Consider the following 24,524-nt stretch of genomic DNA (forward strand, 5'->3'; position numbering starts at 1 on the left):
TTTAAGCAACGGCCTGGCCATTGGTTTATTGCTGTCCTACGGAGCTAACGATCTTAATTTGACGCTCATCGGGGACTTCCTGGTAAGACATCACCCTAAGGCCGGGAATGGTGTATTTAACAAAACGTGATAACACCGTTCGCAGCATCCCTGAGGTCAATAAGATGGAAGGTTCACCGGCCATTTCCTGGTTCTGGTGAGCTTCACTGAGCGACGCTTGTAGTCGCTCGGCAAGGCCTGGTTCGATACCGGCACCTTCATCTCCTGCGTTCTGAAGTGACTGATGCAACATCTGTTCCAACTCAGGTGCCAATGTTATGACAGGAATTTCCGGGCTCGCGCCCACAGCGTCTTGTACTATTAATCGGCGTAGAGAAATACGCACCGCTGCGGTTAATACATCCGGGTCCTGGCTGCGTGGGCCGTACTCTACCAGGGTCTGTACTATGGTGCGCATATCGCGAATAGCGACCCCTTCGTTAAGCAGGTTTTGTAGCACCTTCACCACTGTGGTCAGCGGCAAGACCTCGGGCACTAACCCCTCAACCAGGCGCGGATGACTCTTACCCAGCATATCGAGCAGGCTCTGCACTTCTTCATGGCCGAGCAGCAAGGCGGCATTATTAGTTAATAGCTGGCTGATATGGGTGGCGACCACGGTGGCGGCATCGACGACCGTATAACCCAGGGATTGGGCTTCGTCTTTTTGTTCCGGCTTAATCCACACAGCATCCAGGCCAAAGGCCGGATCCTTGGTGGCTATGCCATTGACCGGGCCAAAAACCTGACCTGGGTTAATGGCCAGCTCAGAGCCATTACTCAGTTCACCGTCACCGCTGGATACGCCCATCAGGGTAATGCGATAGGCATTGGGGTCGAGCTCCAGGTTATCGCGGATATGCACCGGCGGCACCAAAAAGCCAAATTCTTGCGACAGCTTTTTACGCACCCCTTTAATGCGGCTCAACAGCTCACCACCTTGGGCCTGATCCACAAGGGGGATCAAGCGATAGCCCACTTCCAGGCCCACCACATCCACCTGCTGTACGTCATCCCAGCCCAACTCCTTGGGCTCGTCACGCGCCGCCACTTGGGTGCCCGCCCCCTGCGCCGCCAGCTGTTGCTCTTGCAACTCGGCCTCGCGCGCCTGTTTTTGTGATAAATACGCAATAAAACCTAGCAAGGCACCCAGACCTAAAAAGGCCAAATGGGGCATGCCCGGGACCAGACCCATGGTGACCAAGATACCGCAGGCGATCCACAGCGCCTTGTCGTTGCCCAACTGGCTTTTAACCTGCTCGCCCATGTTGTGCGACTCGTTTTGTCGGGTCACTACGATGGCGGTGCCGATTGACAGTAATAGCGAAGGCAATTGCGCTACCAGGCCATCCCCTATGGTAAGCAGGGTATAGACTTCCATGGCCTGACCAAAGCTGAGGTCATGCTGGATCATGCCGACAAACAAGCCGCCGACTATGTTGATGATCAAAATAACAATACCGGCGATGGCATCGCCTTTTACGAACTTACTGGCACCGTCCATGGAGCCGTAGAAATCCGCCTCGCGGGTCACCTCTTCACGGCGCTCACGGGCTTGCTCGGCGCTGATAAAGCCGGCATTTAAGTCCGCGTCTATGGCCATTTGCTTACCCGGCATGGCGTCCAGGGTAAAGCGCGCCGACACCTCAGAGATGCGCCCGGCCCCCTTGGTGATCACCACGAAGTTGATAATGATAAGAATTAAGAAGACCACCAGGCCGACCGCATAGTTACCACCGATCACCACAGAGCCAAAGGCTTCAATTACCTTACCGGCGGCGTCGCCGCCTTGGTGACCTTCGAGCAGCACCACTCGGGTACTGGCGACATTCAGGGCCAGGCGCATGATGGTGGCGACCAAAAGCACCGCCGGGAACATACCAAAGTCCAAGGGTTTTAAGGTGTAGACGGTCACCAGCAGCACAACCAGGGCCAAAGCGATATTAAAGGAGAAAAGAATATCGAGCAGAAACGGCGGCATGGGTAAGACCACCATGGCCAATGCGGCCAGCACTAATAAAGGCGTACCTACACCCTTGGCATATTCTTTTTTATCGCGATTAAGCTGGGTTAAAACGGCCTTGAAATCCATAAATGCGCACAGCAATAAATTGACACTGGGGGCATTAAAGCAAGGAGCAGGCCAGCTTTAAAAGTTACGCTTTAGCGGGCCTAATACTGATAGTCATCTGGGATGGGGAGGTGTTCACTCAGCTTGGTCGGTCTGCGGCCACGGCCCTTTTGGAAACGCTTCAACTGATAGACATAGGCCAGCACCTGGGCCACCGCGGTAAAGAGCTGCTCCGGCACCTGCTCGCCCACCTCTGTGGTGTGAAACAGCGCCCGGGTCAACACCGGCGACTCCACCAGGGGCACATCATTGCCCTGAGCGACCTTACGTATTTGCATCGCCAGTTCATCGCCGCCCTTGGCCACCATAATTGGCGCTCCGGCCTTGTCGGTATCGTATTTCAGCGCCACCGAATAGTGGGTCGGGTTGGTGACCACCACGTCGGCGTCGGGGACATCCTGCATCATGCGTCGCTGCGACATTTCCCTTTGGGTGCGGCGAATACGCGCCTTGATCTGCGGATCACCCTCGGAGTTTTTATACTCGTCCTTGACCTCTTGCAGGGTCATTTTCAGCTGTTTATGGTGATTGTAACTTTGATACGGCGCATCGATGGCCGACACCACCAGCATGGTGCAGCTCAAGGCCAGGAACATCCAGGCGATGATCTCCAGGGCATGGGCGATATTGCCCGGCGTCGATTCTATGCTGAGATGAAGAATTTCATAAAAGTAAATTTTAATTAAAAACACCGCGCAGGATGCCACCAGGGCAAACTTCAACAATGCCTTGACCAATTCCACCGCTGCCTGGGTCCCAAACATGCGTTTAAAGCCTTTTAGCGGTGACAGTTTATTGGCTTTAGGAGCCATGGCCTGCCAGGAAAAGTTAAACCCACCGAGCAGGGTATTGCCGATAAAGGCCGCCAACACTATCACCAGCACAAACATGGCCATGGGATAGAGCAAGGCATCGGCCACCGCGCCCCAGGCGGCAAACATTTTCGAGGTATCATAGGTTTCATTGCGACTGAGGCTAAGCATACGGCCCATCACCAGATGCAGACCGCGGCCAATATCCGGGCCATAAATCAGCAGCGACACCGCCGACATGATCAGCACAAAGGTGGTGCCCAGCTCTTTTGAGCGCGCGATTTGCCCCTTCTTTTTCGCCTCTTGGAGCTTTTTCGGCGTGGGTTCTTCGGTTCTTTCCTGCCCTGAATCTTCAGCCATTTATCCTCCTAAGGGGCACAACCGACCATGGAACACATCAGCTCCACCATGCGCAGCCATTGGGCCTCGAACTGAGCCATAAAATTCCCCAGGGTTGCCCAGATAATGACCAGGCCGGAGACCAGGGTAAAGGGAAAACCGATGGCAAAAATATTAAGCTGTGGCGCGGCACGGGTCATCACCCCAAATGACAGGTTGATCACCAGCATGGCAGTCAAGGGCGCCAGAGCCAGCACCAGGGCCGTGGTAAACATCCAGCCGCCCCAGGTGACAATATCCCAATAATGATCCACCGCCCACCAGGTACCGTCGATGGGCACGGCGATAAAACTGTGCACTATCATTTGGATCATCATCAAGTGGCCGTTAAAAACGAAAAACAGCAAGGTGCTGAGGATCAGGTAAAACTGACCCACAGCGGGGACGCTGAGGCCATTGGCCGGGTCGACCACGGAGGCAAAACCCAAACCGGTTTGCATCGCCAGAATTTGCCCCGCCAAAATAAAGGTATTGAGCAGCAGCTGAGAGGCAAAGCCCATGGCCACGCCAATGAGTATTTGCTGCAGCACCACCAGGATCATTTCCGCCGAGAAGAGGTTGGTAAATTGCGCCGGCGGCAACACGGGCACGGCGACAAAGGCAATCACCAGGGCCAGGCCCAGCTTAACCCGGGCGGGCACATTACGGGCGCCGATACCGGCCATTACCATCAGCATGGCGGCAATGCGTACTAAGGGAAGTAAGTAGTCACTTAGCCACTGCAGAATGACGGCAAAGGGGTATTCCATCGCTAACCCGCTATTTCTGGAATAGACAGTATCAGGCGATTAAAGAAATCCATAAGCTCTTGGGTGATCCAGTGGCCACCTATGATCAGGGCTCCCAGGGTCACCAACAAACGCGGCAAAAAGCTCAGGGTCTGTTCGTTAATCGAGGTTGCGGCCTGAAACACGGCAACGATTAAGCCGACAATCAAGCTGGGGACGATAATTGCCGACACCAGCTTGATCACCAGGAACAAGGCATCACTGAGGATATCGACAAAAACACCCGGTTCCATGCTTAGGTCCCCAGGCCGAAGCTGCGGGCCAAGGTGCCCATCACCAGCGACCAGCCGTCGACCAGCACAAAGAGCATAATCTTAAAGGGCAGCGACACTATCATGGGCGAGAGCATCATCATACCCATGGCCATCAGCACACTGGCCACCACCAAATCGACAATAAGAAACGGAATAAAGAACATAAAGCCGATAATAAAGGCGGTTTGCAGCTCACTGGTAACAAAGGCCGGGATCACCACAATAAAGGGCGTATCGGCCGGTGAGTCCAGCTGTTCATAACCGGCGATTTGGGCGAAGGTTTCCAGATCCTTAATGCGGGTTTGCGACAGCATAAAGGCCTTCATCGGCTGCTTTGCCGCTTCCAGCGCCTGCATCGAGGTCATCTTTTCATCCAGATATGGGGCTATGGCCTGATCATGCACCTGGTTATAAATGGGCGCCATAATAAAAATGCTTAAAAACAGCGACATGCCCAACAACACCTGGTTTGACGGCGTTTGCTGCAGGCCGATGGCCTGGCGCAGTATCGCCAGCACCACTATGATGCGGGTAAAGGAGGTCATCATGATCACCGCCGCCGGAATAAAACTCAGCGCCGTCATAATGGCCAGAATTTGCAGGGTCACCGAGTAATCTTGGGAGCCATCGGCATTGGTGGTGACGGTCACCGCCGGTAAACCTTGCTCGGCAAAGGCGGTCGGGCTAATGAGCAAGGCGCACAGCAGCAGGAGCCAGTATTTCATCATCTTAGGTCTTATTTTTAGTATTGAGTAAATGGCTAAGTTGCTTTGCCAGTGGCGTCATTTCCCGCTCCGGCAAAGGGTTTTCTAATTCATACAAATAGTTAATGGCCTGTGGCGTCACCCCAAGCAGGTGTTGTTTATTATCAATTTCCACCACCAGCAGCCGCTCCTTGGTGCCCAGCGCCAGGGTACGTACCACCTTAAAATCATCGCTGGTTGCCATATTGGGATTAAAGCGCTTCAGTAAAAACGCCAACACCAGTATGGTCACCACCACCAGCATCAGCGACAGCAGCATGGAGACGATATTGAGGTTTAACCCCGCTCCAGGCGTGGCCGCGGCGGTACTGGCCCACCCCCAGGTCGGCGCAGCACTTAGCAAAAAGGCAATCAGGGCACGCTTCATCGCAACTTCTTAATACGCTCGACCTGACTGATCACATCGGTAAGGCGAATACCAAACTTGTCGTTCACCACCACTACCTCACCATGGGCGATCAGGGTGCCGTTGACCAGCACATCCAAGGGTTCACCGGCGACGCGATCCAGCTCGACCACCGAGCCCTGGTTCAATTGCAGCAGGTTACGAATATTGATTTTCGAACGCCCCACTTCCATGGAAATGGTCACCGGAATATCTAAAATGGTGTCGAGCTTACGCTTGTCATCCGCCGACACGTCCTGATTGGTTGGCGTCAGCTCGTCAAGCTCGGCTGCGTGCGCCTCACCGGCCTCGCTTTCGCTCTGCTCTGCTTCGGCCAGGGCTGCCGCCCATTCGTCCATGGTATCTTGGTCATCACTCATTACATACAACCTCTGTTGCTAGGCACAGTTACTCTGTGCTTTTTACCAATCTAAATCTACCCCTTCACTGAGGTGAAGGTCATCTTCAAGCACCGCCAGTTCGGCGTCCGAATCCAGTTTTTTACCGCCTTTGGTAAATACATGGAGATCGGATTTAACCGACTCGGGGCGTTTAATTTTTTCACTGATCTGCAGCGCCACCATATCCCGCGAGCGTCCCATTTTCGCTCGGTAGGTGGGCAGGTCTTCGACGAACACGGTGACATGCTCGGGCATTTCCACCGGAATAATATCACCGGCCTGCAGGTCCATAATCTGCGCCAGCGACAGGTCAACTTCCAACAAGCGCGTTGACAACTCTACGTCCACATCCATGATTTCATCGCGGAGCGCCTTAGACCAGCGAAGATCTGTGTCTTCGGTATCCGATTGCACACCGGCATCGAGCAGCTCGCGAATGGGTTCCAACATCGAATAAGGCAGGGCAATATGGAAGTCACCACCGCCGCCGTCGAGCTCGATATGGAAGGAGCTGATCACCACCACCTCGGTCGGGCTTACGATATTGGCCATGGCCGGGTTCACCTCGGAGTCGAGGTATTCAAAGGACACATCCATGACCGGCGCCCAGGCTTCTTTGTAATCTTCAAAAATGATTTTCAGCAGCATCTGCACGATACGGCGCTCGGTAGGCGTAAATTCACGGCCTTCAATTTTCGCATGGTAGCGGCCGTCGCCACCAAAGAAGTTATCCACCAAGATAAACACCAAGCGTGCTTCCATGGTGATAAGGCCGGTGCCCTTGAGTGGACGAAAACGCACCATATTCAAACTGGTTGGCACAAACAGGGTGTGAATATACTCGCCAAACTTGATCATCTGCACGCCGTTGATGGACACCTCGGCAGTGCGGCGCATCATGTTGAACAGGCTGATGCGCATATGCCGGGCAAAGCGCTCGTTAACGATCTCAAGGGTGGGCATGCGACCACGAACAATGCGATCCTGGGACGAGAAGTCGTATTGTAAGGCAACATCGGCACCGCCGTCGCCACCCTCGGCTATCTCTTCTTCATCAACCTCGTCGACACCGTGTAAAAGCGCATCAATTTCGTCTTGAGATAATAAGTCGCTCACGCTGCACCTCGTTACTGCATCACAAAGCCGGTAAAGAGTACCCGCTCAACCACACTTGCGCCCGCAACCCCTTCAAGGGCTTGCTGTACATTTACCAGCGCCTCATCACGCAGCGATTCTTTGCCCGCCGCGGTGCTTAATTCATCGGCATTAGTGCCGGCAAAGACGCTCAGCAAGGTCCCCTCGATCAAAGGGATATGCTTTTTCGCCGTTTCTTCATTGTCATCGCCACGCACCAATAATTGCACCTTGATCTGCACGATGCGATCGCGCGCCGCTCCGGGGACATTAAATACGAAAGGTCTTGGCATGGCCACATACAAGGCACTGCCCAGCTGCGCGCTGGGCGAGCCCAGGGCCGACTCAGCGGCCCCCTTTGACGATAATTGGGTCGCAGCAGGCGTCGCTTCATTGGCAGCGGCGAAGAAAAAATAGCTACCACCGGCGGCCGCCAATAAGGCCAGGGCGACAATGATTATTATTAATTTTTTTGGTGAGCCGGCCTGTTCAATTTGTAGCTCGGCTTGCTTGTCATCGGCCATCGGGCGCCTCGAATAAAATCAGTTAGTTGTATAATAGCAATTGTTATTAGGCATAGAAATCAATTCCTTGCTCTGCCTGTGGGTTTTTCACCGCGCTGCTTGGCGACTCAAGTTCGCCGTTACTCTCGGTCTGATTATCAGCCTCTAAGCCCTGTTGAGACTGGTTGGCAAAGGCCTCCTGTTCATGGCCCTGACCTTGATTGTGCTGCTCCACCTGCGCCTCTCCCATGGCCAAGCCCTGCTGCGCTAGCAACTCCCGCAACCTTGGCATGCTCTGCTCTAACGCCTCTTTTGCCTGCTGGTTTTGCACCACAAAGTTAATATGCGCCTGCTCTCCCTCGCTGCGTACGCGAACCTGCATGCTACCTAACTCAGGTGGGTCAAGACGAATTTCCGCCTCTTGGTTACTGAGATTCAGCAGCATATTAACGCGCTGATGCAACTGCAGGGCGGCATCGCTCTTAGTGATATTCAGCGCCTGCAATAAGGCAGGGTCAAGTGGCTGTTTCAGAGCCGTACCTTGGGCAGCAGCCTGGGTCTGCACACTTGTGTGCAATGCAAGCTGTTGCCACTGGGCTAAATCCGCTTCAATGGCTGAGCTCACATCGCTCGCCGCCCCAGCTTGCAGTTGCGCCAGCAATGCCTGCGCCAACTGCGGAATTTTGCCACCTTCAGCGCCATCGACTCGTCCTCGCGGCACTGATTCAAGGCTTGGCTCAAGACTAATTTTGGCACCGACCGCCTTCTCTTCGCCTTGCGTAAGGGAGATTAAATCACCGGGTTTTAGTTCAACATCTTGAGCCGCACTTGCAGTCGCACTAACATGAGTGCTTGAAGCCAAGGCGAGACTTCTGCTATCCAGAGTGGTCGCGGTTTGCCAAGGCTTAATATTAAGCCCCTCGCTCTTGCCCGGCTCACGCGTCAGCTGTGCGCCAATGTCTATACTCTGACCTTGGGTGCCAGGCAAAGATCGCGCTTGCCCCTTATAGGCGTCCCCCTCAAGTTGCTGCGTTAACGCCGCCAATTGCTGAGGATCTAGGTTTTGCTCCTTGGCAAATTGCTGCAAGGTGGCATTAAGCTGCTCGCGCTGCTGCGGCGTCAATTGTGACAAGACCCGTTGTAATTCCGGCGCTAATGCTCTCATTTCCGCGCTCGCTCCAGCCATGGCCGGAGCGGTTTGCGCTGGTGTCTTTAATTCGGTACTTGCATTCAGCTGAGCAAAAAGCTGCTGATAAAAATCGCTCTGTGATGACGAGACTGAAGCCGATATGCTCTGCGATGAGCCTTGCGCTGCGCTTTGCTCGCCATCTTGACTTACTGTCTGCTGCGGCTGTGGCTGGGCATTATTTGGGTCGGCCGAGGACGACTGAGTCGGCTCGCTTGGCACATCCGCACCGGGCAAGGCCTGGGCTTTATCCCCCAAGAATGGCTGCCCCTCGTCACCAAGTGTTTCCTCGGTATCCATAGGGAGCACAGCGTACGCTGCTGCGTCCTTGTCTTCGGCCAAATCGATATTCGTTTTCTCATCGCTTGCCTGTGGCAACGTCCGTGGCAACGCCTCGGGCTGCGCCTTGGCGCCTACTTTATCCTTATCGGCCGCATTCTGCGCCTGCTGGTAGGCACTGGCAAAACTCGCCGCTTGCTCGTTTTCGGAGGCGAAGGCAAGGTCAGCTTTAATGCCGTTTTTATTGCCCACGGCCGCCGGCTCGCCTGGGCTAACTTGGGTGCCGAGCATGGCAACGGAGTCGATATATGTCATGAACAGACCCTCAAAAGGTGGCAAAGCACTGCCGCTTTAGCACCGGGAATAACAAACTTGGCCTCTTGATTGCAATTTATGCACCAGTTTTGGCCATGCCAGGTCCAGGGCGCCACAATTTACGAACCCGAGCTTTGCGCCAGGCGCCGGGAAAAAAATTGATTAGTGCTGAATTCATCCAGCATCTTTTGCTCTGCTTTGGCCATGACTGCTTGCTTTTGCAATTCTTTTTTAGCGATCAACTTGGCTACCGCCTCAGCGCGAATGCGTTGTTGCTGCCACTGTTGCTGGCGTTGCTGCACGACTTTATCGGCGGTTTCCACGGTTTGAGACTGCTGAGCAATGGCCTGCTCTATTTTTGCAATAAAATTTTGATAATGACTAAAGCCGGCACTGGATAAACCGGCCTGAGCCTTGTTCATCAACTGACTCATGTATTCGCCACGAAACTGGGTTAAGCCCTGCAATTTTTGCTGCTGTAATTGGTGATGCTGCTGGGCGGCAAGAAAGCCGGCACGCAAGCGCTCTTCTTTGTCGCTTTCAAGCTTATGCAACAGGGTTAGCTTAGCCACGGTTACCCCCTTGTCCGAATAACACCGCTAAAGAATGCAAACATTCGTCGTAAGGCACCACGTCCTTCATCCCCTGGCGTAAAAACTGATTGATCATCGGCATCATATCTATGGCCTGATCCAGCATGGGGTCGGTGCCCTTTTGATAGGCGCCCAGGGTGATCATGTCTTTGTTTTCCGAGTACATGGCCAACACCTGCTTCATTAACCGGGCCTGTTGCATATGCTGCTGGGACACCACCTGCGGCATCACTCGGCTAATGGATTTTTCCACATCGATGGCGGGGTAATGGCCACTGTCGGCCAATTCTCGCGATAACACGATATGACCATCGAGGATGGCCCGCGCCGCATCGGCAATGGGGTCTTGCATATCATCGCCCTCGGAGAGCACGGTGAAAAATGCGGTAATGGCGCCCTGGCCCTCGCCGCCGTTACCGGCGCGCTCGATCAGTGCCGGTAATTTGGCGAACACCGAAGGCGGATAGCCCTTGGTGGCCGGAGGCTCGCCCACCGCCAAAGCAATTTCCCGCTGCGCCATGGCATACCGGGTTACCGAGTCAAGTAACAGCAGTACATTCAAGCCCTGATCGCGAAAATACTCGGCAATGGTAACCGCGCTCTCGCAGCCCTTTAAACGCATTAACGGCGAGGCATCGGCGGGCGCCGCCACCACCACGGCACGCTTGCGCCCTTGCTCACCAAGGATCTCTTCAATAAATTCTTTCACTTCACGGCCACGCTCGCCGACCAGACCCACGACAATCACATCGGCGGCACTGCCTCGGGTCATCATTCCCAACAGCACGGATTTACCCACGCCACTGCCGGCAAACAGGCCCATACGCTGACCTTGGCCCACGGTGATCACCGAATTAATGGCACGCACACCCACATCCATGGCCTGGCTGATGGGGCGACGGGCTAAAGGGTTTATATTGTTTTGCGCAAAACGCGCATAGTGTTCGGTGCGCAAAGGCCCAAGACCATCCAGGGGACGACCTAAACCATCCACCACGCGGCCAAGTAAATTCATACCCACCGGCAAACCCGGCTTTTTCGCGACAGGGATCACCCGCGCCCCGGGTAGCACCCCGGAGATGCGGTCATTAGGCATCAAATACAAAATGTCGTCGTTAAAACCCACTACTTCAGCATCGACCATGCCCTGATTGGTTTCTACCTGGCACAAACTGCCAATGGCCGCATGCAGACCCTTGGCCTCCAAGGTTAAGCCCACCACCCGGGTAAGGCTGCCGGCCACCGCGACCGGCGCGGGTGCAATGGCGCTGCGCTTGCTTTTAAGGCGCTGAGCTAAGGATTGATTCATGCCTTAATCCCGCCCCTTCACCGGCACCCCAGCGTCTTGTAAAAAACCGCCGATCACCTGCTGCAATCGTTGCGCCAAACTCATATCAATGGACGAACGTTGCTGCTTAATATGACAGCCGCCGCGCTCCATGGTGGGCTCACTTAACAGTTGCCAGTGACGGTTACTCAGTTGCTGCTCATCAAAATGGCTGTGCACCTGAGCCAAGTCATCGGGATGAAGATAAATCTGACACTCGGCGTCATTGCTTGGCAGCGCCTCGGTGGCCGCCTTCAGGGCCGCGAGAATAATATCCGGGTTAGTGCGTATTTCGCTCAGGGTCACCGCCTTGGCCAGCTCGGTGGCTAAGAACAACAGTTCCTGTTCAACCTCCTGATCCAAGCGTTTGGCCGGTTCATCAAGCGCTGCCAGCAGTGACTTTAACTGGGTAATTTGGCCATCGATCAACGGCTTGGCATCGGCAATCCCCTGCTCCAGCCCTTGTTGCTGGCCTTCCTTAAAGCCCGCTTCCTTGCCCTCGCCCACGCCCTTTTCAAAACCATCGATATAGCCCTGCTCATGGCCTTGTTGCAGCCCTTCTTCATAGGCGTCCTGACGGATCTGCTCCAGTTCTTCCATGGTCAGCTTGGGCAGCTCCGGCTCCTCGGCAGTATGTACTTGCTCATCACCACTGCCCGCCTCGCTGGCATGATACAGCTGCTCTAAGGGAGTACCGAAGGCGGTCGAGCGCCCTTGCAGAGACTCGGCACTGGCGGTGACATCGGGAATGGGCCAATGTTGCAACAGCTCTTCGGCGGCTTCACTGGCCTCTAGCGGGCGCCCGGGATGCAATTTAGTGTCCTGCATGGCTTAGAGGAACTCCTCGCCGCCGCCGCCACCGAGCATCACTTCGCCGGAGTCGGCCAGGCGTCGCGCGGTAGAGAGAATTTCTTTTTGTGCCGCTTCCACTTCACTGATACGCACCGGCCCCATGGCTTCAAGGTCATCGCGCAGCATATCGGCAGCACGTTTAGACATATTGCTAAGGATCTTATCCTTAAGGCCATCGTCGGCGCCCTTAATGGCTTTCATCAGTACATCTTGCTGTACTTCACGCAAAATTGACTGAATACCTCTGTCATCAACATCCATTAGATTCTCAAACACAAACATAAGATCCTGAATCTGCTGAGACATTTCTTCGTCATGCTCGCGAATAGAGTCCATAAGCTGACCTTCGATATTGGTATCCAGGTAGTTCATGATATCCGCCGCCGCTTTTAGGCCGCCCATTTTCGCCGCCTGAGCACCGGCCTGACCGGCAAATTGTTTCTCCATGATCTCGTTAAGTTCTTGCAGCGCCGCCGGTTGCACTTCTTCGAGGTTGGCGATACGCATGGTCAGATCAAGACGCACTTTTTCCGGGAACTGAGCAAGAATTTCCGCACTTTGCTCCGGCTCCAAATAAGATAGGACTATGGTTTGGATCTGCGGGTGCTCGTTGCGAATAATGTTGGCCACCTGCTTGGAGTCCATCCACTTGAGTGAATCCAGACCCTTCGCGCCGGACCCCATGACTATCTGGTCGATCAGGCTGGCGGCCTTATCTTCGCCCAATGCCGCAGTCAGGGCCTTTTTGATAAAGTCCTCTGACTGGAATCCTATGGTACTAAACTGTTGAATTTGTTCGATAAACAAATTATGTACGGCACTGATTTTACCCTGACTTAAATCCGCCAGGGTGGCCATGGTCATGCCCACCTTTTGCACCTGCTTGGGCTCCAGGTGTTTCAAAATTTGCGCGGCGTCTTCTTCGGACAAACTCAGCAGTAAAATCGCCGCTTTTTCCACCCCTTCAAGCTTATCGACATTGAAGTTACTGGGGAGTTTTTGTTGTGCTTCAGTCATCTTCGTTTAACCACGCTTTTACTACTTGAGAGGACAATTCCGGCTCGTTGGCCACCAGGGCACGGACCGCCTTTAACAGATCTTCATCACCATGCAGGTCTGGCAGCTGCAAGGTGCCATCCGGTGAGAAACCCACCGACGCTGAGTCAAAATCATTGTTAAGCATTTCCAGGGTAGTGTCGCCAATATCGACACCCGAGGTCAGCGCCTCTTCATCATAGGCTTCCAGGGTGTCATCCGGGTAAATCAGGCGCTTCAACATGGGGCGCACCACGGCGACGATCAACACGATAATAACCAGGGCACCCAAGGCCAAACGTACTAGCTTCATAAACCAGTCTTGCTGCCACAAGGGTAGCTCGGCGGCAGCGCCCAGGTCTTCGCGTACAAAGGGCACGCTCACTACTTCCAGGGCATCGCCCCGTTGCAAATCAAAGCCCACACCACCTTGCAGCAAACGACGAATATTGTTGAGTTCCTGCTCGGTACGCGGCGCGGCGGTCGCTTGTCCTTCGGCATTGGCAGCTTGGGTGTAATCAACCGCTACTGAGACGCTGATACGACGGATCACCCCGCTTTGCTGGCGCTTATGGGAGATGGTGGTGTCCAGCTCATAGTTGCGGGTCGCCTCTTTGTGGCTGCGCGAAGGCGCACTGTTTTGCGTTGTGCTTTGCGCCTCGGTGGCATCTTCGGGGATAGCGGAATTAACCGGCGGCTGATTGCTCAGGGCGCCGGGAATACCCACGGCCAGGCCGCCGATATTATTCTCTTCCAAGGTGGTTTCGCTGCGCACCGCCGGCAAGTCCGGGTTGTAGCGTTTTTGCGTTTCTTCTACGGCACTGAAGTCCATCACCAGGTCAACCTGAGCTGTGTAATTGCCCAGACCCACCACGGGGATCATAATGCTGTCAATTTTTTCCAGGTATTCCTGTTCGCGCTGACGCTCAATTTCATACTCTTTACGTGAGCGCGCCGACAGGGAGTTTTGCGAGCCGGAATTAAGCAAACGGCCGTTTTGGTCGGTCACGGTCACGCGCTCAGGCGATAGGCCCTGCACCGCCGAGGCGACGATGTCGACCACGGAATCGATTTCTTCGCTGTTGAGGGTGCGGCCGCGTTGCAGTGTTAATACCACGGTAGCCGAAGGTTTTTTCTCCACCCGGGCAAAGACGTTTTCTTTGGGCACCGCCAGCAACACCTTGGCGCGGCTAACCTTGTTTAATTCTTCTATGGTGCGCGCCAATTGCTGCTCGCGAGAATGCTTCAGGCGCTCACGTTCAAGGCGCTGAGAAACACCAAAGCCCATGTCTTGCATCAAAATGTCGGTGCCGGAGCTGGGACCCTGAGTTAAGCCCTCACGGGTCATCGACAGCTTGATATCCTGATACGCATCTTCGGGCACCAGGATAACGTTGCCGTTGAGCTCATAGTCCACTTTTTGTGCGTCTAAAAAGTCCAGGGTTTGGATCAGCTCTTCCGTGGGCATTTTACCCAGGGGGCGCATTTCCGGCTGGCGGGCCCAGATAATGATAAAAATGGCAATGGCCAAGCAAATGGCAAGGGCAATGATCAAGGTGGCCTGGCGCAGCATATCCACGCCGCTTAAGGCATTCAGATAGCCCGACTTTTGTTCATGTTGCTCGCCGGAGCCGGTGTGCATATCGGCACCCGAGTCGGCCAGGGCGAGATCCGTTGATTGATTTGCTTGCGCCACGACTTTTCTCCGCTATCCGTTAAACAGGCATGTTCATAATGTCTTTATAAGCTTCCACCAGCTTATTGCGCACCTGCACCGTGGCTTCGAACGCCACCGAGGATTTTTGCGAGGCGATCATGGCTTCGGCAAGAGAGACACGGCGGTCGCCCATTTCCACGGCGGTGACCTTGGCTTTGGCATCCTGTTGCAGGCCATTGACATTGTCTATGGCATTACTTAGCAGCTCACCAAATTGCACCGACGCCGCGCTGCTTGGCTGAGGCATGGTTTTTAACGGGTTACGTGCCTGCGCTTCGAGCGCAAGGGACTGCATTTCCTGAAATAAAGAATTGGCTTGAACTTTCATCAAACTGGCACTGGTTAAATTAAACTTAAGCTCTATCAAGCATTAAGCGTGCCAACTAAATTAAGCTTTAATTACAGTAAGTTATGATTTTTATTTTTTGACACTGATGAGTATTTAAACAACGTTAATTTGACGTAAAAAAAGCCCAAGTAAAACTTGAGCCCAACTAAAAAGGAAGTCTAAGCTGGCAGTTGAATGCCTTGCTCGCGCATTTGCGCTATCTTGTAGCGCAAGGTGCGCGGGCTGATCCCTAGCGCTTCGGCAACATCCTTACGCTTACCGTTAAATCGTACCAGGGTATCGAGGATGATCTTATGCTCCTTGTTTTTAAGCTCGTCCTTAAAGGTCGGCTCTTCATCTTCTGCTTTGTTCCCCATCTCAACAGCGCCGCTTATTGGCTGGGAGGCAAGAGGCACGGGAGCACGAGGTGGACTTAACAGCTCTTCAATATAGATGGCATCGGCCTCGACCTGGGGGCCGGTTCGTAATATCAGTGCCCGCTGCATAACATTGTCCAATTCCCGTACATTGCCCGGCCAGGCATGACTTAACAGCTTGTGTTTGGCCGCCTCGCTCAGGGTCGCTGGCGCTTGTTTACCCGCTTCACAATGGCGCTGCAATAAATGATCGGCCAGGGGAATAATGTCTCCCGGGCGCTCGCACAGGGGCAACCATTGCAGGGGAAAAACATTTAAACGGTAATAAAGGTCTTCACGGAACACCCCGGCCTGCACCGCTTCTTTTAGGTCGCGGTTGGAGGTGGCCAGCACCCGCACATTCAGGGCAATGGTTTTACGGCTCCCAAGGCGCTCTACTTCGCGCTCCTGCAACACCCGTAGCAGCTTGGCTTGCAAGCCGAGATCCATCTCGGTGATTTCATCGAGTAGAATGGTGCCGTTTTGCGCCTGCTCAAATTTACCTGGGCAGGCATTGACCGCACCGGTAAAGGCGCCTTTTTCATAACCAAACAGGGTCGACTCAAGCATGTTTTCGGGAATGGCTGCGCAGTTGATGGCGATAAAAGCTTCATTGGCACGCCCGGACTGGTCGTGAATATAGCGCGCCAGCACTTCCTTACCGCTGCCGCTTGGACCCATGACCATCACGCTGGCATCACTGTCGGCGACTTTTTTCGCCAATTCCAGCAGCGCCAAACTTTTGGCGTCGGCCACCACGGGACCGCTGTCATTGCTCGCTTTAGCCGGCAAGTAACGGCTGACTAAATTGATCAGCACCTCGGGGGCAAAGGGTTTGGCCATATAATCTATGGCGCCCAGACGCATGGCCTCGACCGCATCGTCTATGGTGGCATAGGCGGTCATCATTAGTACTGGCAAATCCGGATAATTCAACTTAATGCTTTTAAGCAACTCAATGCCATTAATGCCCGGCATCTGTACATCGCTGACCACCATGGCCACCGCCTGCTCTTTTAGCATCATGATCGCTTGCTCACCGCTGTCGGCGGCAATGCAGGGAATGCCGGCAAGGGACAAGGTGTCGGTCAGCGCCTCTCTTAGGCCCGGATCGTCCTCCACCACTAGCACATAATTACTCATACTTGCCCTCCTGTAGGCGGGTCTTTAAAAGCGGCAGGCTGAGTACAAACTCGGCTCCGCCCTGTTCGCTGTTATTAACTGTCACTTGGCCCTTGTGAGCGTTGAGCACCGACGACACTACGGCTAAACCAAGGCCGGTACCCTGACGCTTGGTGGTGAAAAAGGGCTCGAAAATCTTCTGTTTCAGCTCGTCGCTAATGCCCGGACCATTGTCGGCGATCACTATATCTACCGTGTCGTCGGCATCCGGGCTGCGCCTTGCGCTCATGCTGATTTGCGCACCACTGGCTATTACCTGCACGCTGTTGTGAATGAGGTTATTGATGGCGCTGGCTAAGGCGGTGCGGTTGCCCATCACCTCGATATCCGGCTCAGGGAGTTGCACATGCAGCTGGGCCCCATGTTCAATCAGCATGGCCTCGGCGCCTTGTTTTACCTCGCTGAGCAACTGGCCCAGGGATGTGGGTTCAATCACCTGTTGCTCGCCGCTTTTAGCGAACAGCAGCATGTCGTTCACCTGACTTTCCAGGTCTTTAAGACGCGACATCAACTTGCCATGAAAATGGGTGCGGGAGTCACCGCTAAGGCGCTCGGAACCCAGATTGGCACCATAGAGCATGGCCGCCGATAAGGGCGTGCGCACCTGGTGGGCCAAGGTGGCCACCATTTTGCCCAGCGCACTGAGGCGCTGCATATGCGCCACCCGCGCCTGCAACTGGCGGGTTTCGGTTAAGTCCGTCATAAAAATAAGCTGCCCCGGCTCCGGGGTCAGGGCGCGAATTTCCAGCTTGATGCGGCGCCCATCTTTAAGCGACACCTCGTGACCGTCATCCTGTTGTGGGCGAAACGAGCGTTGAATCACGCTAAACCACCTTTCCCCTTCAAGGGGCTCACCGAGCATATCCATGGCGATGGTGTTGGCCTTGGCTATCATGCCCTGGGCATCGAGCACCACCACCCCGGCGGGCATGGTATCGACCAGGTGGCTAAGCCAACTGGCTTGCTGCCTAAGCTCGCTGAGCTCGCCGACATAGGCCTCGTGGGCCAAGGTTGGACTAAAATGTCCATGGGAAATAATCTGTGGGGTTATTACGCTTGCCAAAGCCATAGCTAGGTACTCTAAAACTCCGAATAACAGCTAAAAAGCACAAAGCATACCAACTTTTATTTTGTTATTTTTCATAGTGTTATATGAAAACACTCAAACCAAAAAAATGACACTGTATATAAAAACAGTTATCTGCTATGGTCGTTTTAATAGGGTTTGTACCCTTTGCTAATCAGCATTATGCTGCTACCAAGATGATAAGGAGAGCACTATGTGTACAAGATGCGGCTGGGTGGATCTAACTAAAGAAGACTATGTGGCCTACCATGACAATGAATGGGGCGTGCCCATTTATGATGACCAACAATTGTTTGAGTTTTTAACCCTGGAGTCGGCCCAGGCCGGGCTGAGCTGGTACACCATTTTAAAAAAGCGCGACAACTACCGCCGCGCCTTCGCCAATTTTGATGTGCACAAGGTGGCCGCCTTTAACGACCAGGACATCGCCCGCCTGCTAGAGGACGCGGGAATTGTCCGCAATAAGCTCAAAATAAACGCCACCATTAATAACGCTCAGCGCTTTATTGAAGTGCAAAAGGAGTTTGGCAGCTTTAGCGCCTATCAATGGCAATTTGTTGATCACAAACCAAGGGTTAACTCCATTCGTTCGCGCGAGGACTATGTCGCCACCAGCGAGCAGTCCGATGCCTTTGCCAAGGATTTAAAAAAGCGCGGCTTTAAGTTTTTAGGCTCAACGACCGTTTACGCCCATATGCAAGCCTGCGGCATGGTCAACGACCATCACGACGATTGTTTTAGAAAAGCAGAGGTTTTAGCTATGTATGATTAGCTAAGACGAGCTGTTGTGCCTTTTTATTTTACTTATCCGGCAAGAGCAGCCCTCTATCGCGCGCTAGGTATAGGCTGTATTTATATTACGAATGTAAATTCACATCTAATGTTGAGATTATTTCGTAATAGCCAAACAGAACAAGAATAAAAAAAGCGAACAAGATCAGGTCATGTTTGAAGTGATGGCGTAGATAGAACAAGCGCTCTTTATGGTGAAACACATCCATCAGTTCATCACCAAATCGAATCGACAGAAACGTCCCCACCCCGGATAACACAATAACCAACCAATATGGAAACGGTGTGATTAATATCATTTTCATGGTTTGCGTAACAAATGTTGTTTCATAATATTCAGGAAGGTAAAACAACAAAAACACATTAAGCAGAATGGCAATAATCCAAACGACGATTTCTGAGAGCACCATACGAACACCCAGCAATAACCGAATTGGGAAGTCCAATAAGAAACCGGCATCGGCCACGGGCGTGCAAAGCACAAAGAAACTCCAGGTTATTAGGGATGCCACCCCGCCCGTTATAAAGTCATACTGGTAAGTTAAATAGCCAAAGTAGGATAATAAAATTAACAGCAGCAATAGGAACTTTATCCATACCTGATGCCTGGGATGCTTCATCAACCACCTCTAATTAACTATTTAAATGCCTGAAGAAATACGCCTTGAGAATACGACGAACAACATCAACTTCTTAAGCCCGTTTCTCGTTACATCGAGCGAGCTATACCTGCACGGACTTTTTCGCAAGCGCATTTAATCAATAGTAGAAAAAGAGGAAGGTTTCCTCTTTTTCTACTGGCATGAATCTAAAAGAAAAAAACGATATCTGTTAGTTTCGAGTTAAGTGTTGATATGTAAGGCCACAGAATTAGATATTGATGTCATGCTAATCCGGCACAGATAGAAGTTTAAATTTCGGGCGGTTATCTTTGGACACAATAATTGCAGTATGTTTGGTCGACTTAAGTGCTTGGCTACGAGCGGCTAACTGAAACTCGTTTAGACAAAAATTTATACTCAGACATGATCCAGCACGAAACTAAATATTCACTAGGTACTTTATGGGCATAGTTTTTTATTGCTGCTTCTATGTCCTTTAGTATTTCGCAAAAACCAGACTTACTTTTTTGCTGAAAAATGAATACCTTATTATCTGCATCAGATTGTAAGAGCTTATTGAAATCGTAGACAAGTCCGCCTGACTTTGAGTCTGACATTTCTATTTCAGCTACTAGCGGAATACCTATAAGATTTTTGCCAGAAAACTCCCAAAGGGTAAAATCATAAAGCCACTCTCCACCAGAACCACCATCACCGCTAGATCTTGCCTTAAACTGTCTAGCGTCCGTAGATAAACGCTCACATTTATCAGCAAACTTGGACTTAATATCCTTATTCTTTTGGGCGCTATACCATATGTATTTTTGACCTGAAGCATTAGCGTTAGCTTTGTTTCCCTTGGCTATTACTTCTAGCTCATTTAGCCAACTTTCAACCTGACTTAGCATGTTAAGAACTCTTATATTTGCATGACGCATTATCAATAGACACATAAATGCTTAGCTAAAATTTGCGAAGAAGGAGAGCAAGCCAAGCTTAAAGAGCCCGAACTGTAATTGCCTTGTGTGAAGCAGCCTACTCATAGTCTTTAAGGCTTAACCCTTCTTTGTTACAAACTCGCACAACTGAGTCTCTCTGAGCTAGCTTTTTGAGATAAATAGATAAATTTTTAAATGACAATGGAGGCCTTTTAAATTCATCAGCCCAAACGGATAGCATAAATAAGAAAAAGTCACAGGCACTAAGAGAGTCTCCAATCAAATATTCTTTACCCTCAAGCTCGTTATCAAGTAATTCCAACATTTCTGTAATTCTCTCTTCTTGAGCCTGAACTATATCCTCAGTACCCTTTTCGTCTTTAGTGTGTTTTTGAGGATAGAAATAAATCATTAGTTCAGCTTGAACTGTATTCGTTAGATACATCATCCACTGAAAAAATAAAGCGCGATTTGGAGAGCCTGTTTCTGGTATTAAATTTGAAGATGGATGTGTTTCTGATAAATGAATGCAGATAGCTGGGCTTTCGAAAATAGGATACCCATTATCAATTAATGTCGGGATCCTGCCCACAGGATTTAAGGCTAAATAATCCTGAGACTTTTGAGCATTACTTTTCCTATCTACTTTAATTAATTCGAAATCCACTTTTAACTCTTCAAGGATAAAGTGGGGAGCCATACTTGCATTTAGTGGATAATAATATAGTTGGTACAACTGACACTCCTTTAAACAACGCTTAAAACGACCAAAAAACAAACTTAAAAAGCCTGGCAATACTTTGCGGTGAAGGAGTTTAAGTCAAACTTTTTAAGTCCTTCATTGATTTGCTTGTTATATTTCATTTGCTACCACTTTTACATGGTAAGGCTCTAATTCTTTGTTGATTTCTCTAAGCTTACCATCAAGTTCGGCATGCTTTTCACGAACCGCTTGCATACCACTATCGCTAGTTTTCAACACTTCAGCAATTTTTACTTGATGCTCCATTAACTCTAAGTAGTGTTTTCTGAAAGATAAAAGCCCATTCATTCGAGATAATTCATTGGCTTTTTTAGCTTCATTATTGGTACGCCAGGCGTAATAAGCTGATAAGAATGCAATAATAGCGGAGGCTATAGCTGTGCCATTGGGTAGTCCTAATTCAAATATCTGAGCGTCCATATCTCACCTAGAAATTTAACAAGTTAATAGAAGAAAATTGTTGTATTAGACTGCTTACAAGTTTCCCTACTCGATTTTGTATCTATTGGTAACAAATCACCCAACCTTTTGCCAGCAATGACTTTTTTCGCTAGCGCACCATCCATGCTAACAGCCAGAGCAACACTAACTTTGAAACTCGGTGTATCAGCCTAATCCCCTTACATTGCATCCGAAACAGGGGGCGAGAAGAGTAATCGCCTGCTAGGCTGAAAGCGGAAATAAGCGAATGAACAGTTTCACTCGCGCCGCTTGAAGGTGACGAGCTCTGTGAGGAGGGGGACTGCTGGCGAAAGCATGCTAGGGGCATGGACGCCTTGTGCATGCTGGTTACGTTCATTTCTCGTAACCTGGTGAGGAAATAATGCAATGTGGGGGCGCCTTGGGGTTCCAAGGGGTGGTTGGCGTAAACCACCCCTTGGTTGCCGTCGCCAACGCGACAAGATCTTAATGTGAAAACCACTGCCAAGTAAAAACAGCAACTTACATTTAAAACCACATTCATGCCAAAGGCGGAATCCAAAAAGTGCATCAGGCGGCGCGTCGCCTCCTAATCCCTATTAAGCTCATACTTCTTCATTTTCTCCACCAAGGTGGTACGGCGCACGCCAAGGATCTCGGCCGCTCGAGCCACCACATAGTCGTAGCGCTCCAGAGCCTGGGTGATAAGGCTGACCTCAAGCTCGCCCAAATAATCTTTGAGCTTAATACCGTCATCGGGCAACAGGCCCATATCGGCTTTGCCATTACCCTCGCCTGCTGTGTCTTCATCCTCCTCGATAAAGCCTTCGCCAAAGATGTCGTTTAACGCCTGGCGCTCTAACAATTCTTCCGGATACTCAGGCACAAAGGCTTCAACGTCTAAGTGCTGGTATTTGCTTGGCAGGTCCGGCACATCGACCACCTGATCCGGGAACATGATCACCATGCGCTCCACCAGGTTACCCAGTTCGCGAATATTGCCCGGCCAGGAGTGTGCCTGCAGGCTGGCGATGGCGCGATCGGTAAATTTCACCCCTTGGCCACCGTGCTGTTGCAAGCGCTTGGTAAGCTCTTTTAGCAACAGGCCTATATCTTCAGCGCGCTCGCGCAGCGCCGGATTTTCAATGGGGAAAACATTCAAGCGGTAGTAGAGATCTTCACGGAAGTCGCCGCTGCTGATCATCTCCTCGAGATTACGGTGGGTGGCGGCGATAACCCGCACATCCGCCTGAATGGCCTTGGTGCCGCCAACGCGCTCATAGCTGCGCTCTTGCAGCACCCGCAACAGCTTAACCTGCATTTGCAACGGCATATCGCCGATTTCATCGAGGAACAAGGTGCCGCCCTGAGCCAGTTCAAAGCGGCCCTTACGCGCCGAAATTGCGCCGGTAAAGGCCCCTTTTTCGTGGCCAAAAAGCTCACTTTCTAATAACTCGGCGGGAATAGCGCCACAGTTAACCGGCACAAACGGGCCGCTGCTGCGTCCGGAAAGCTGATGGACATTACGCGCCACCACTTCCTTACCGGTACCCGACTCACCGAGGATAAGCACGTTGGCATCGGTTTTCGCCACCTGGGAGATCAAAAAGCGGACATGATTCACCGCCTCGGTATCGCCCACCAGGCCATTAAAGGCTTTGGCATTGACATTGCTATTGCCGCAGGGTTTAAGACGCACATATTGCTGGCAGTCATGCAGCAGCTGAGTGGTGACATCCTGGGAAAAAGGTTCACAGATCAGGCCGATAACATTGGCTATTTTTAACAGCGGTTTTAGGGTCTGTCCCACCAACAAAAACGGCAGTTCTGGATGCGTTTGGATCAACTGCTCATGCTCGCCCTGGTTTAGGGCACCCAACACGATGATCGCTTCCTGGTGCTGGCCAACTTTGTCAGAGAGTTGCTCCAAGGTAATGATTTCATTACCTTCACCCACAAAGGTTAATGCGTAACTTAGGCCTTGGGCACGACTGCCGTTGTCATCAAGAATCAGGATCATCCTAGCGCCATTTAATTCAAAAGCTATGGGTACAGGCCACCGATTGTATTGCAGTTAAGTGAGGATTCAAGTGCAATCGGCACTTTTTTGACATGGATGCCAAATACTCGCCATTCCTTTGCGCGAAAGCAGTAATTAAGGATTAGTTTTTATAAATCATAAGCTAAGAGAGACGAATTTTCTGCGCCTGTTTTCGTAACCTTGTTAGAATGGGACGCACACAGAGCATGAGAAAATTGGCACCGAATTCGGCCTCTTTTTTATTTTAAAGGCTCGTAATCTTACGCTCCTGGCTTGCTTTTTGCTTAATGCTTTAGTCTAGCTTTGAGAATCCGGAGGAAAACATGGCTCATTCTTCAATTAACAAGTATCGCCAGGTCAAGGTCAGCAGTGTGCGTGAAATGCGCCCATACGATCAGGTCAACCTGGTGTTTACCAACATTATCGGCAAACTGGCCGCGGCCAATGGCGCCATCGCCCGCAACGATCTGGTGACCAAGGGTGAAAACCTGTCCCACTGCATCACCCTGTTAGGTGCCCTGCAAGACGCCCTGGATATGACCCAAGGCGAGATCTCAGATAATCTACACGCCCTGTATGACTTTTGTCAGCGCCGCTTGGTGGAAGCCAATATTAATAATGACGTTGAGATCATCAATGAAGTGTCGGGCCTGATCAAAACCATTAAAGAAGGCTGGGACACCATTCCAACCGAGGCTCGCGATGGCGCTGCCCACGCATAGCATGATGGCGAACCTTCCCACCTTTAGCGACGACACCCTCAACGCCCTGGTGCAAAACCTGGCGCAGGCAATTGCCGCGCCGCTCGAGGATGAGCAACGGCTGTTGCAGGCACAGCAGCAACTCGACGCCCATATTAAAGACTTGTATGAAGGCCCGGGACCCAAGCCCGGGTTTGAGGAAACCACGACCCTTAAACAGCTGATTGACGAGCTAACACAGGCCGCGGTGCAAAAACGCCAACAGGCCATGGACGAAATACGGCGGCAAAAAAGCAATAACAAGGCCATTGCCAAATATCGCTCGCTCTAACCGAGAGCA

Annotated in this window: 26 protein-coding genes; 3 read left to right on the forward strand and 23 right to left on the reverse strand. The window is 51.8% G+C overall.

What is annotated here, in order from left to right; genetic code table 11:
• Positions 1-25: 25 nt before the first annotated feature.
• From flhA to C2M29_RS14840, 18 genes are all read right to left on the reverse strand, one after another.
• Positions 26-2,131 carry a flagellar biosynthesis protein FlhA gene (gene flhA, locus C2M29_RS14755; protein ID WP_105190512.1) on the reverse strand — a complete coding sequence of 702 codons (2,106 nt, stop codon included), beginning with the start codon at positions 2,129-2,131 and terminating at the stop codon, positions 26-28.
• 80 nt (positions 2,132-2,211) lie between these two features.
• Positions 2,212-3,342, reverse strand: coding sequence for a flagellar biosynthesis protein FlhB (gene flhB, locus C2M29_RS14760; RefSeq protein WP_105190513.1), 1,131 nt, complete (start codon positions 3,340-3,342; stop codon positions 2,212-2,214).
• An 8-nt stretch (positions 3,343-3,350) separates the two neighbouring features.
• The gene (fliR, locus tag C2M29_RS14765) at positions 3,351-4,130 is read right to left on the reverse strand and encodes a flagellar biosynthetic protein FliR (RefSeq protein ID WP_105190514.1); all 780 of its coding nucleotides are present in this window, start codon (positions 4,128-4,130) and stop codon (positions 3,351-3,353) included.
• 2 nt (positions 4,131-4,132) lie between these two features.
• A complete protein-coding gene (fliQ, locus tag C2M29_RS14770; RefSeq protein WP_105190515.1) occupies positions 4,133-4,402 on the reverse strand; it encodes a flagellar biosynthesis protein FliQ in 270 nt (89 codons plus the stop codon).
• A gap of 2 nt (positions 4,403-4,404) precedes the next feature.
• Entirely contained in the window at positions 4,405-5,148 is a 744-nt protein-coding gene (gene fliP, locus C2M29_RS14775; protein WP_105190683.1) for a flagellar type III secretion system pore protein FliP, read from the reverse strand.
• 4 nt (positions 5,149-5,152) lie between these two features.
• A complete protein-coding gene (fliO, locus tag C2M29_RS14780) occupies positions 5,153-5,554 on the reverse strand; it encodes a flagellar biosynthetic protein FliO (RefSeq protein WP_105190516.1) in 402 nt (133 codons plus the stop codon).
• The gene (gene fliN / locus C2M29_RS14785) at positions 5,551-5,952 is read right to left on the reverse strand and encodes a flagellar motor switch protein FliN (protein ID WP_105190517.1); all 402 of its coding nucleotides are present in this window, start codon (positions 5,950-5,952) and stop codon (positions 5,551-5,553) included. Before fliN ends, fliO begins: the two co-directional genes overlap by 4 nt.
• Positions 5,953-5,994: 42 nt before the next feature.
• Positions 5,995-7,089 carry a flagellar motor switch protein FliM gene (gene fliM, locus C2M29_RS14790; protein WP_105190518.1) on the reverse strand — a complete coding sequence of 365 codons (1,095 nt, stop codon included), beginning with the start codon at positions 7,087-7,089 and terminating at the stop codon, positions 5,995-5,997.
• An 11-nt stretch (positions 7,090-7,100) separates the two neighbouring features.
• On the reverse strand, positions 7,101-7,631 hold the full coding sequence (gene fliL, locus C2M29_RS14795) for a flagellar basal body-associated protein FliL (protein WP_105190519.1): 531 nt from the start codon (positions 7,629-7,631) through the stop codon (positions 7,101-7,103).
• Between the two features lie 46 nt (positions 7,632-7,677).
• Entirely contained in the window at positions 7,678-9,390 is a 1,713-nt protein-coding gene (locus C2M29_RS14800) for a flagellar hook-length control protein FliK (protein ID WP_233998445.1), read from the reverse strand.
• Between the two features lie 119 nt (positions 9,391-9,509).
• Positions 9,510-9,962: a flagellar export protein FliJ gene (gene fliJ / locus C2M29_RS14805; RefSeq protein ID WP_105190520.1), complete on the reverse strand. Its 453-nt coding sequence runs from the start codon at positions 9,960-9,962 to the stop codon at positions 9,510-9,512.
• Positions 9,955-11,292 (reverse strand): flagellar protein export ATPase FliI, encoded by a 1,338-nt coding sequence (gene fliI, locus C2M29_RS14810; RefSeq protein ID WP_105190521.1) that lies wholly within the window; start codon positions 11,290-11,292, stop codon positions 9,955-9,957. Before fliI ends, fliJ begins: the two co-directional genes overlap by 8 nt.
• A gap of 3 nt (positions 11,293-11,295) precedes the next feature.
• Positions 11,296-12,138 carry a flagellar assembly protein FliH gene (gene fliH, locus C2M29_RS14815; protein WP_105190522.1) on the reverse strand — a complete coding sequence of 281 codons (843 nt, stop codon included), beginning with the start codon at positions 12,136-12,138 and terminating at the stop codon, positions 11,296-11,298.
• Between the two features lie 3 nt (positions 12,139-12,141).
• The gene (gene fliG / locus C2M29_RS14820; RefSeq protein ID WP_105190523.1) at positions 12,142-13,179 is read right to left on the reverse strand and encodes a flagellar motor switch protein FliG; all 1,038 of its coding nucleotides are present in this window, start codon (positions 13,177-13,179) and stop codon (positions 12,142-12,144) included.
• Complete coding sequence (gene fliF / locus C2M29_RS14825) at positions 13,172-14,893, reverse strand: flagellar basal-body MS-ring/collar protein FliF (RefSeq protein ID WP_105190524.1); 1,722 nt, start codon at positions 14,891-14,893, stop codon at positions 13,172-13,174. The genes fliG and fliF overlap by 8 nt, the downstream gene beginning before the upstream one ends.
• 19 nt (positions 14,894-14,912) lie before the next feature.
• Positions 14,913-15,242 carry a flagellar hook-basal body complex protein FliE gene (gene fliE, locus C2M29_RS14830; protein WP_105190685.1) on the reverse strand — a complete coding sequence of 110 codons (330 nt, stop codon included), beginning with the start codon at positions 15,240-15,242 and terminating at the stop codon, positions 14,913-14,915.
• 179 nt (positions 15,243-15,421) lie between these two features.
• Positions 15,422-16,801, reverse strand: a complete 1,380-nt coding sequence (locus C2M29_RS14835) for a sigma-54-dependent transcriptional regulator (protein WP_105190525.1) — start codon at positions 16,799-16,801, stop codon at positions 15,422-15,424.
• Positions 16,794-17,909, reverse strand: a complete 1,116-nt coding sequence (locus tag C2M29_RS14840; RefSeq protein WP_105190526.1) for a sensor histidine kinase — start codon at positions 17,907-17,909, stop codon at positions 16,794-16,796. The genes C2M29_RS14835 and C2M29_RS14840 overlap by 8 nt, the downstream gene beginning before the upstream one ends.
• 211 nt (positions 17,910-18,120) lie before the next feature.
• On the opposite strand from C2M29_RS14840, the gene C2M29_RS14845 reads away from it, so the two are divergent.
• Entirely contained in the window at positions 18,121-18,699 is a 579-nt protein-coding gene (locus C2M29_RS14845) for a DNA-3-methyladenine glycosylase I (RefSeq protein WP_105190527.1), read from the forward strand.
• A gap of 85 nt (positions 18,700-18,784) precedes the next feature.
• Here C2M29_RS14845 and C2M29_RS14850 read toward each other — a convergent pair whose 3' ends face one another.
• The 5 genes from C2M29_RS14850 to C2M29_RS14870 all read right to left on the reverse strand — a co-directional run bounded on the left by C2M29_RS14850 (position 18,785) and on the right by C2M29_RS14870 (position 23,462).
• Positions 18,785-19,339 (reverse strand): hypothetical protein, encoded by a 555-nt coding sequence (locus tag C2M29_RS14850; protein ID WP_105190528.1) that lies wholly within the window; start codon positions 19,337-19,339, stop codon positions 18,785-18,787.
• Between the two features lie 356 nt (positions 19,340-19,695).
• The gene (locus C2M29_RS14855) at positions 19,696-20,229 is read right to left on the reverse strand and encodes a hypothetical protein (RefSeq protein ID WP_105190529.1); all 534 of its coding nucleotides are present in this window, start codon (positions 20,227-20,229) and stop codon (positions 19,696-19,698) included.
• Between the two features lie 127 nt (positions 20,230-20,356).
• On the reverse strand, positions 20,357-20,995 hold the full coding sequence (locus tag C2M29_RS14860) for a glutathione S-transferase family protein (RefSeq protein WP_105190530.1): 639 nt from the start codon (positions 20,993-20,995) through the stop codon (positions 20,357-20,359).
• A 117-nt stretch (positions 20,996-21,112) separates the two neighbouring features.
• Entirely contained in the window at positions 21,113-21,442 is a 330-nt protein-coding gene (locus C2M29_RS14865) for a hypothetical protein (RefSeq protein ID WP_105190531.1), read from the reverse strand.
• Between the two features lie 589 nt (positions 21,443-22,031).
• Entirely contained in the window at positions 22,032-23,462 is a 1,431-nt protein-coding gene (locus tag C2M29_RS14870) for a sigma-54 interaction domain-containing protein (RefSeq protein WP_105190532.1), read from the reverse strand.
• Between the two features lie 344 nt (positions 23,463-23,806).
• Between C2M29_RS14870 and fliS the strand changes: the two genes are divergently transcribed.
• Together fliS and C2M29_RS14880 are read left to right on the forward strand one after the other, a co-directional pair.
• Positions 23,807-24,205, forward strand: coding sequence for a flagellar export chaperone FliS (fliS, locus tag C2M29_RS14875; protein WP_105190533.1), 399 nt, complete (start codon positions 23,807-23,809; stop codon positions 24,203-24,205).
• Positions 24,186-24,515, forward strand: a complete 330-nt coding sequence (locus tag C2M29_RS14880; RefSeq protein WP_158684743.1) for a hypothetical protein — start codon at positions 24,186-24,188, stop codon at positions 24,513-24,515. The genes fliS and C2M29_RS14880 overlap by 20 nt, the downstream gene beginning before the upstream one ends.
• The last annotated feature ends 9 nt before the right edge of the window (positions 24,516-24,524 follow it).

It is taken from the genome of Pseudoalteromonas sp. T1lg48 (genome assembly GCF_002964785.1).
GTDB lineage: Bacteria > Pseudomonadota > Gammaproteobacteria > Enterobacterales > Alteromonadaceae > Pseudoalteromonas.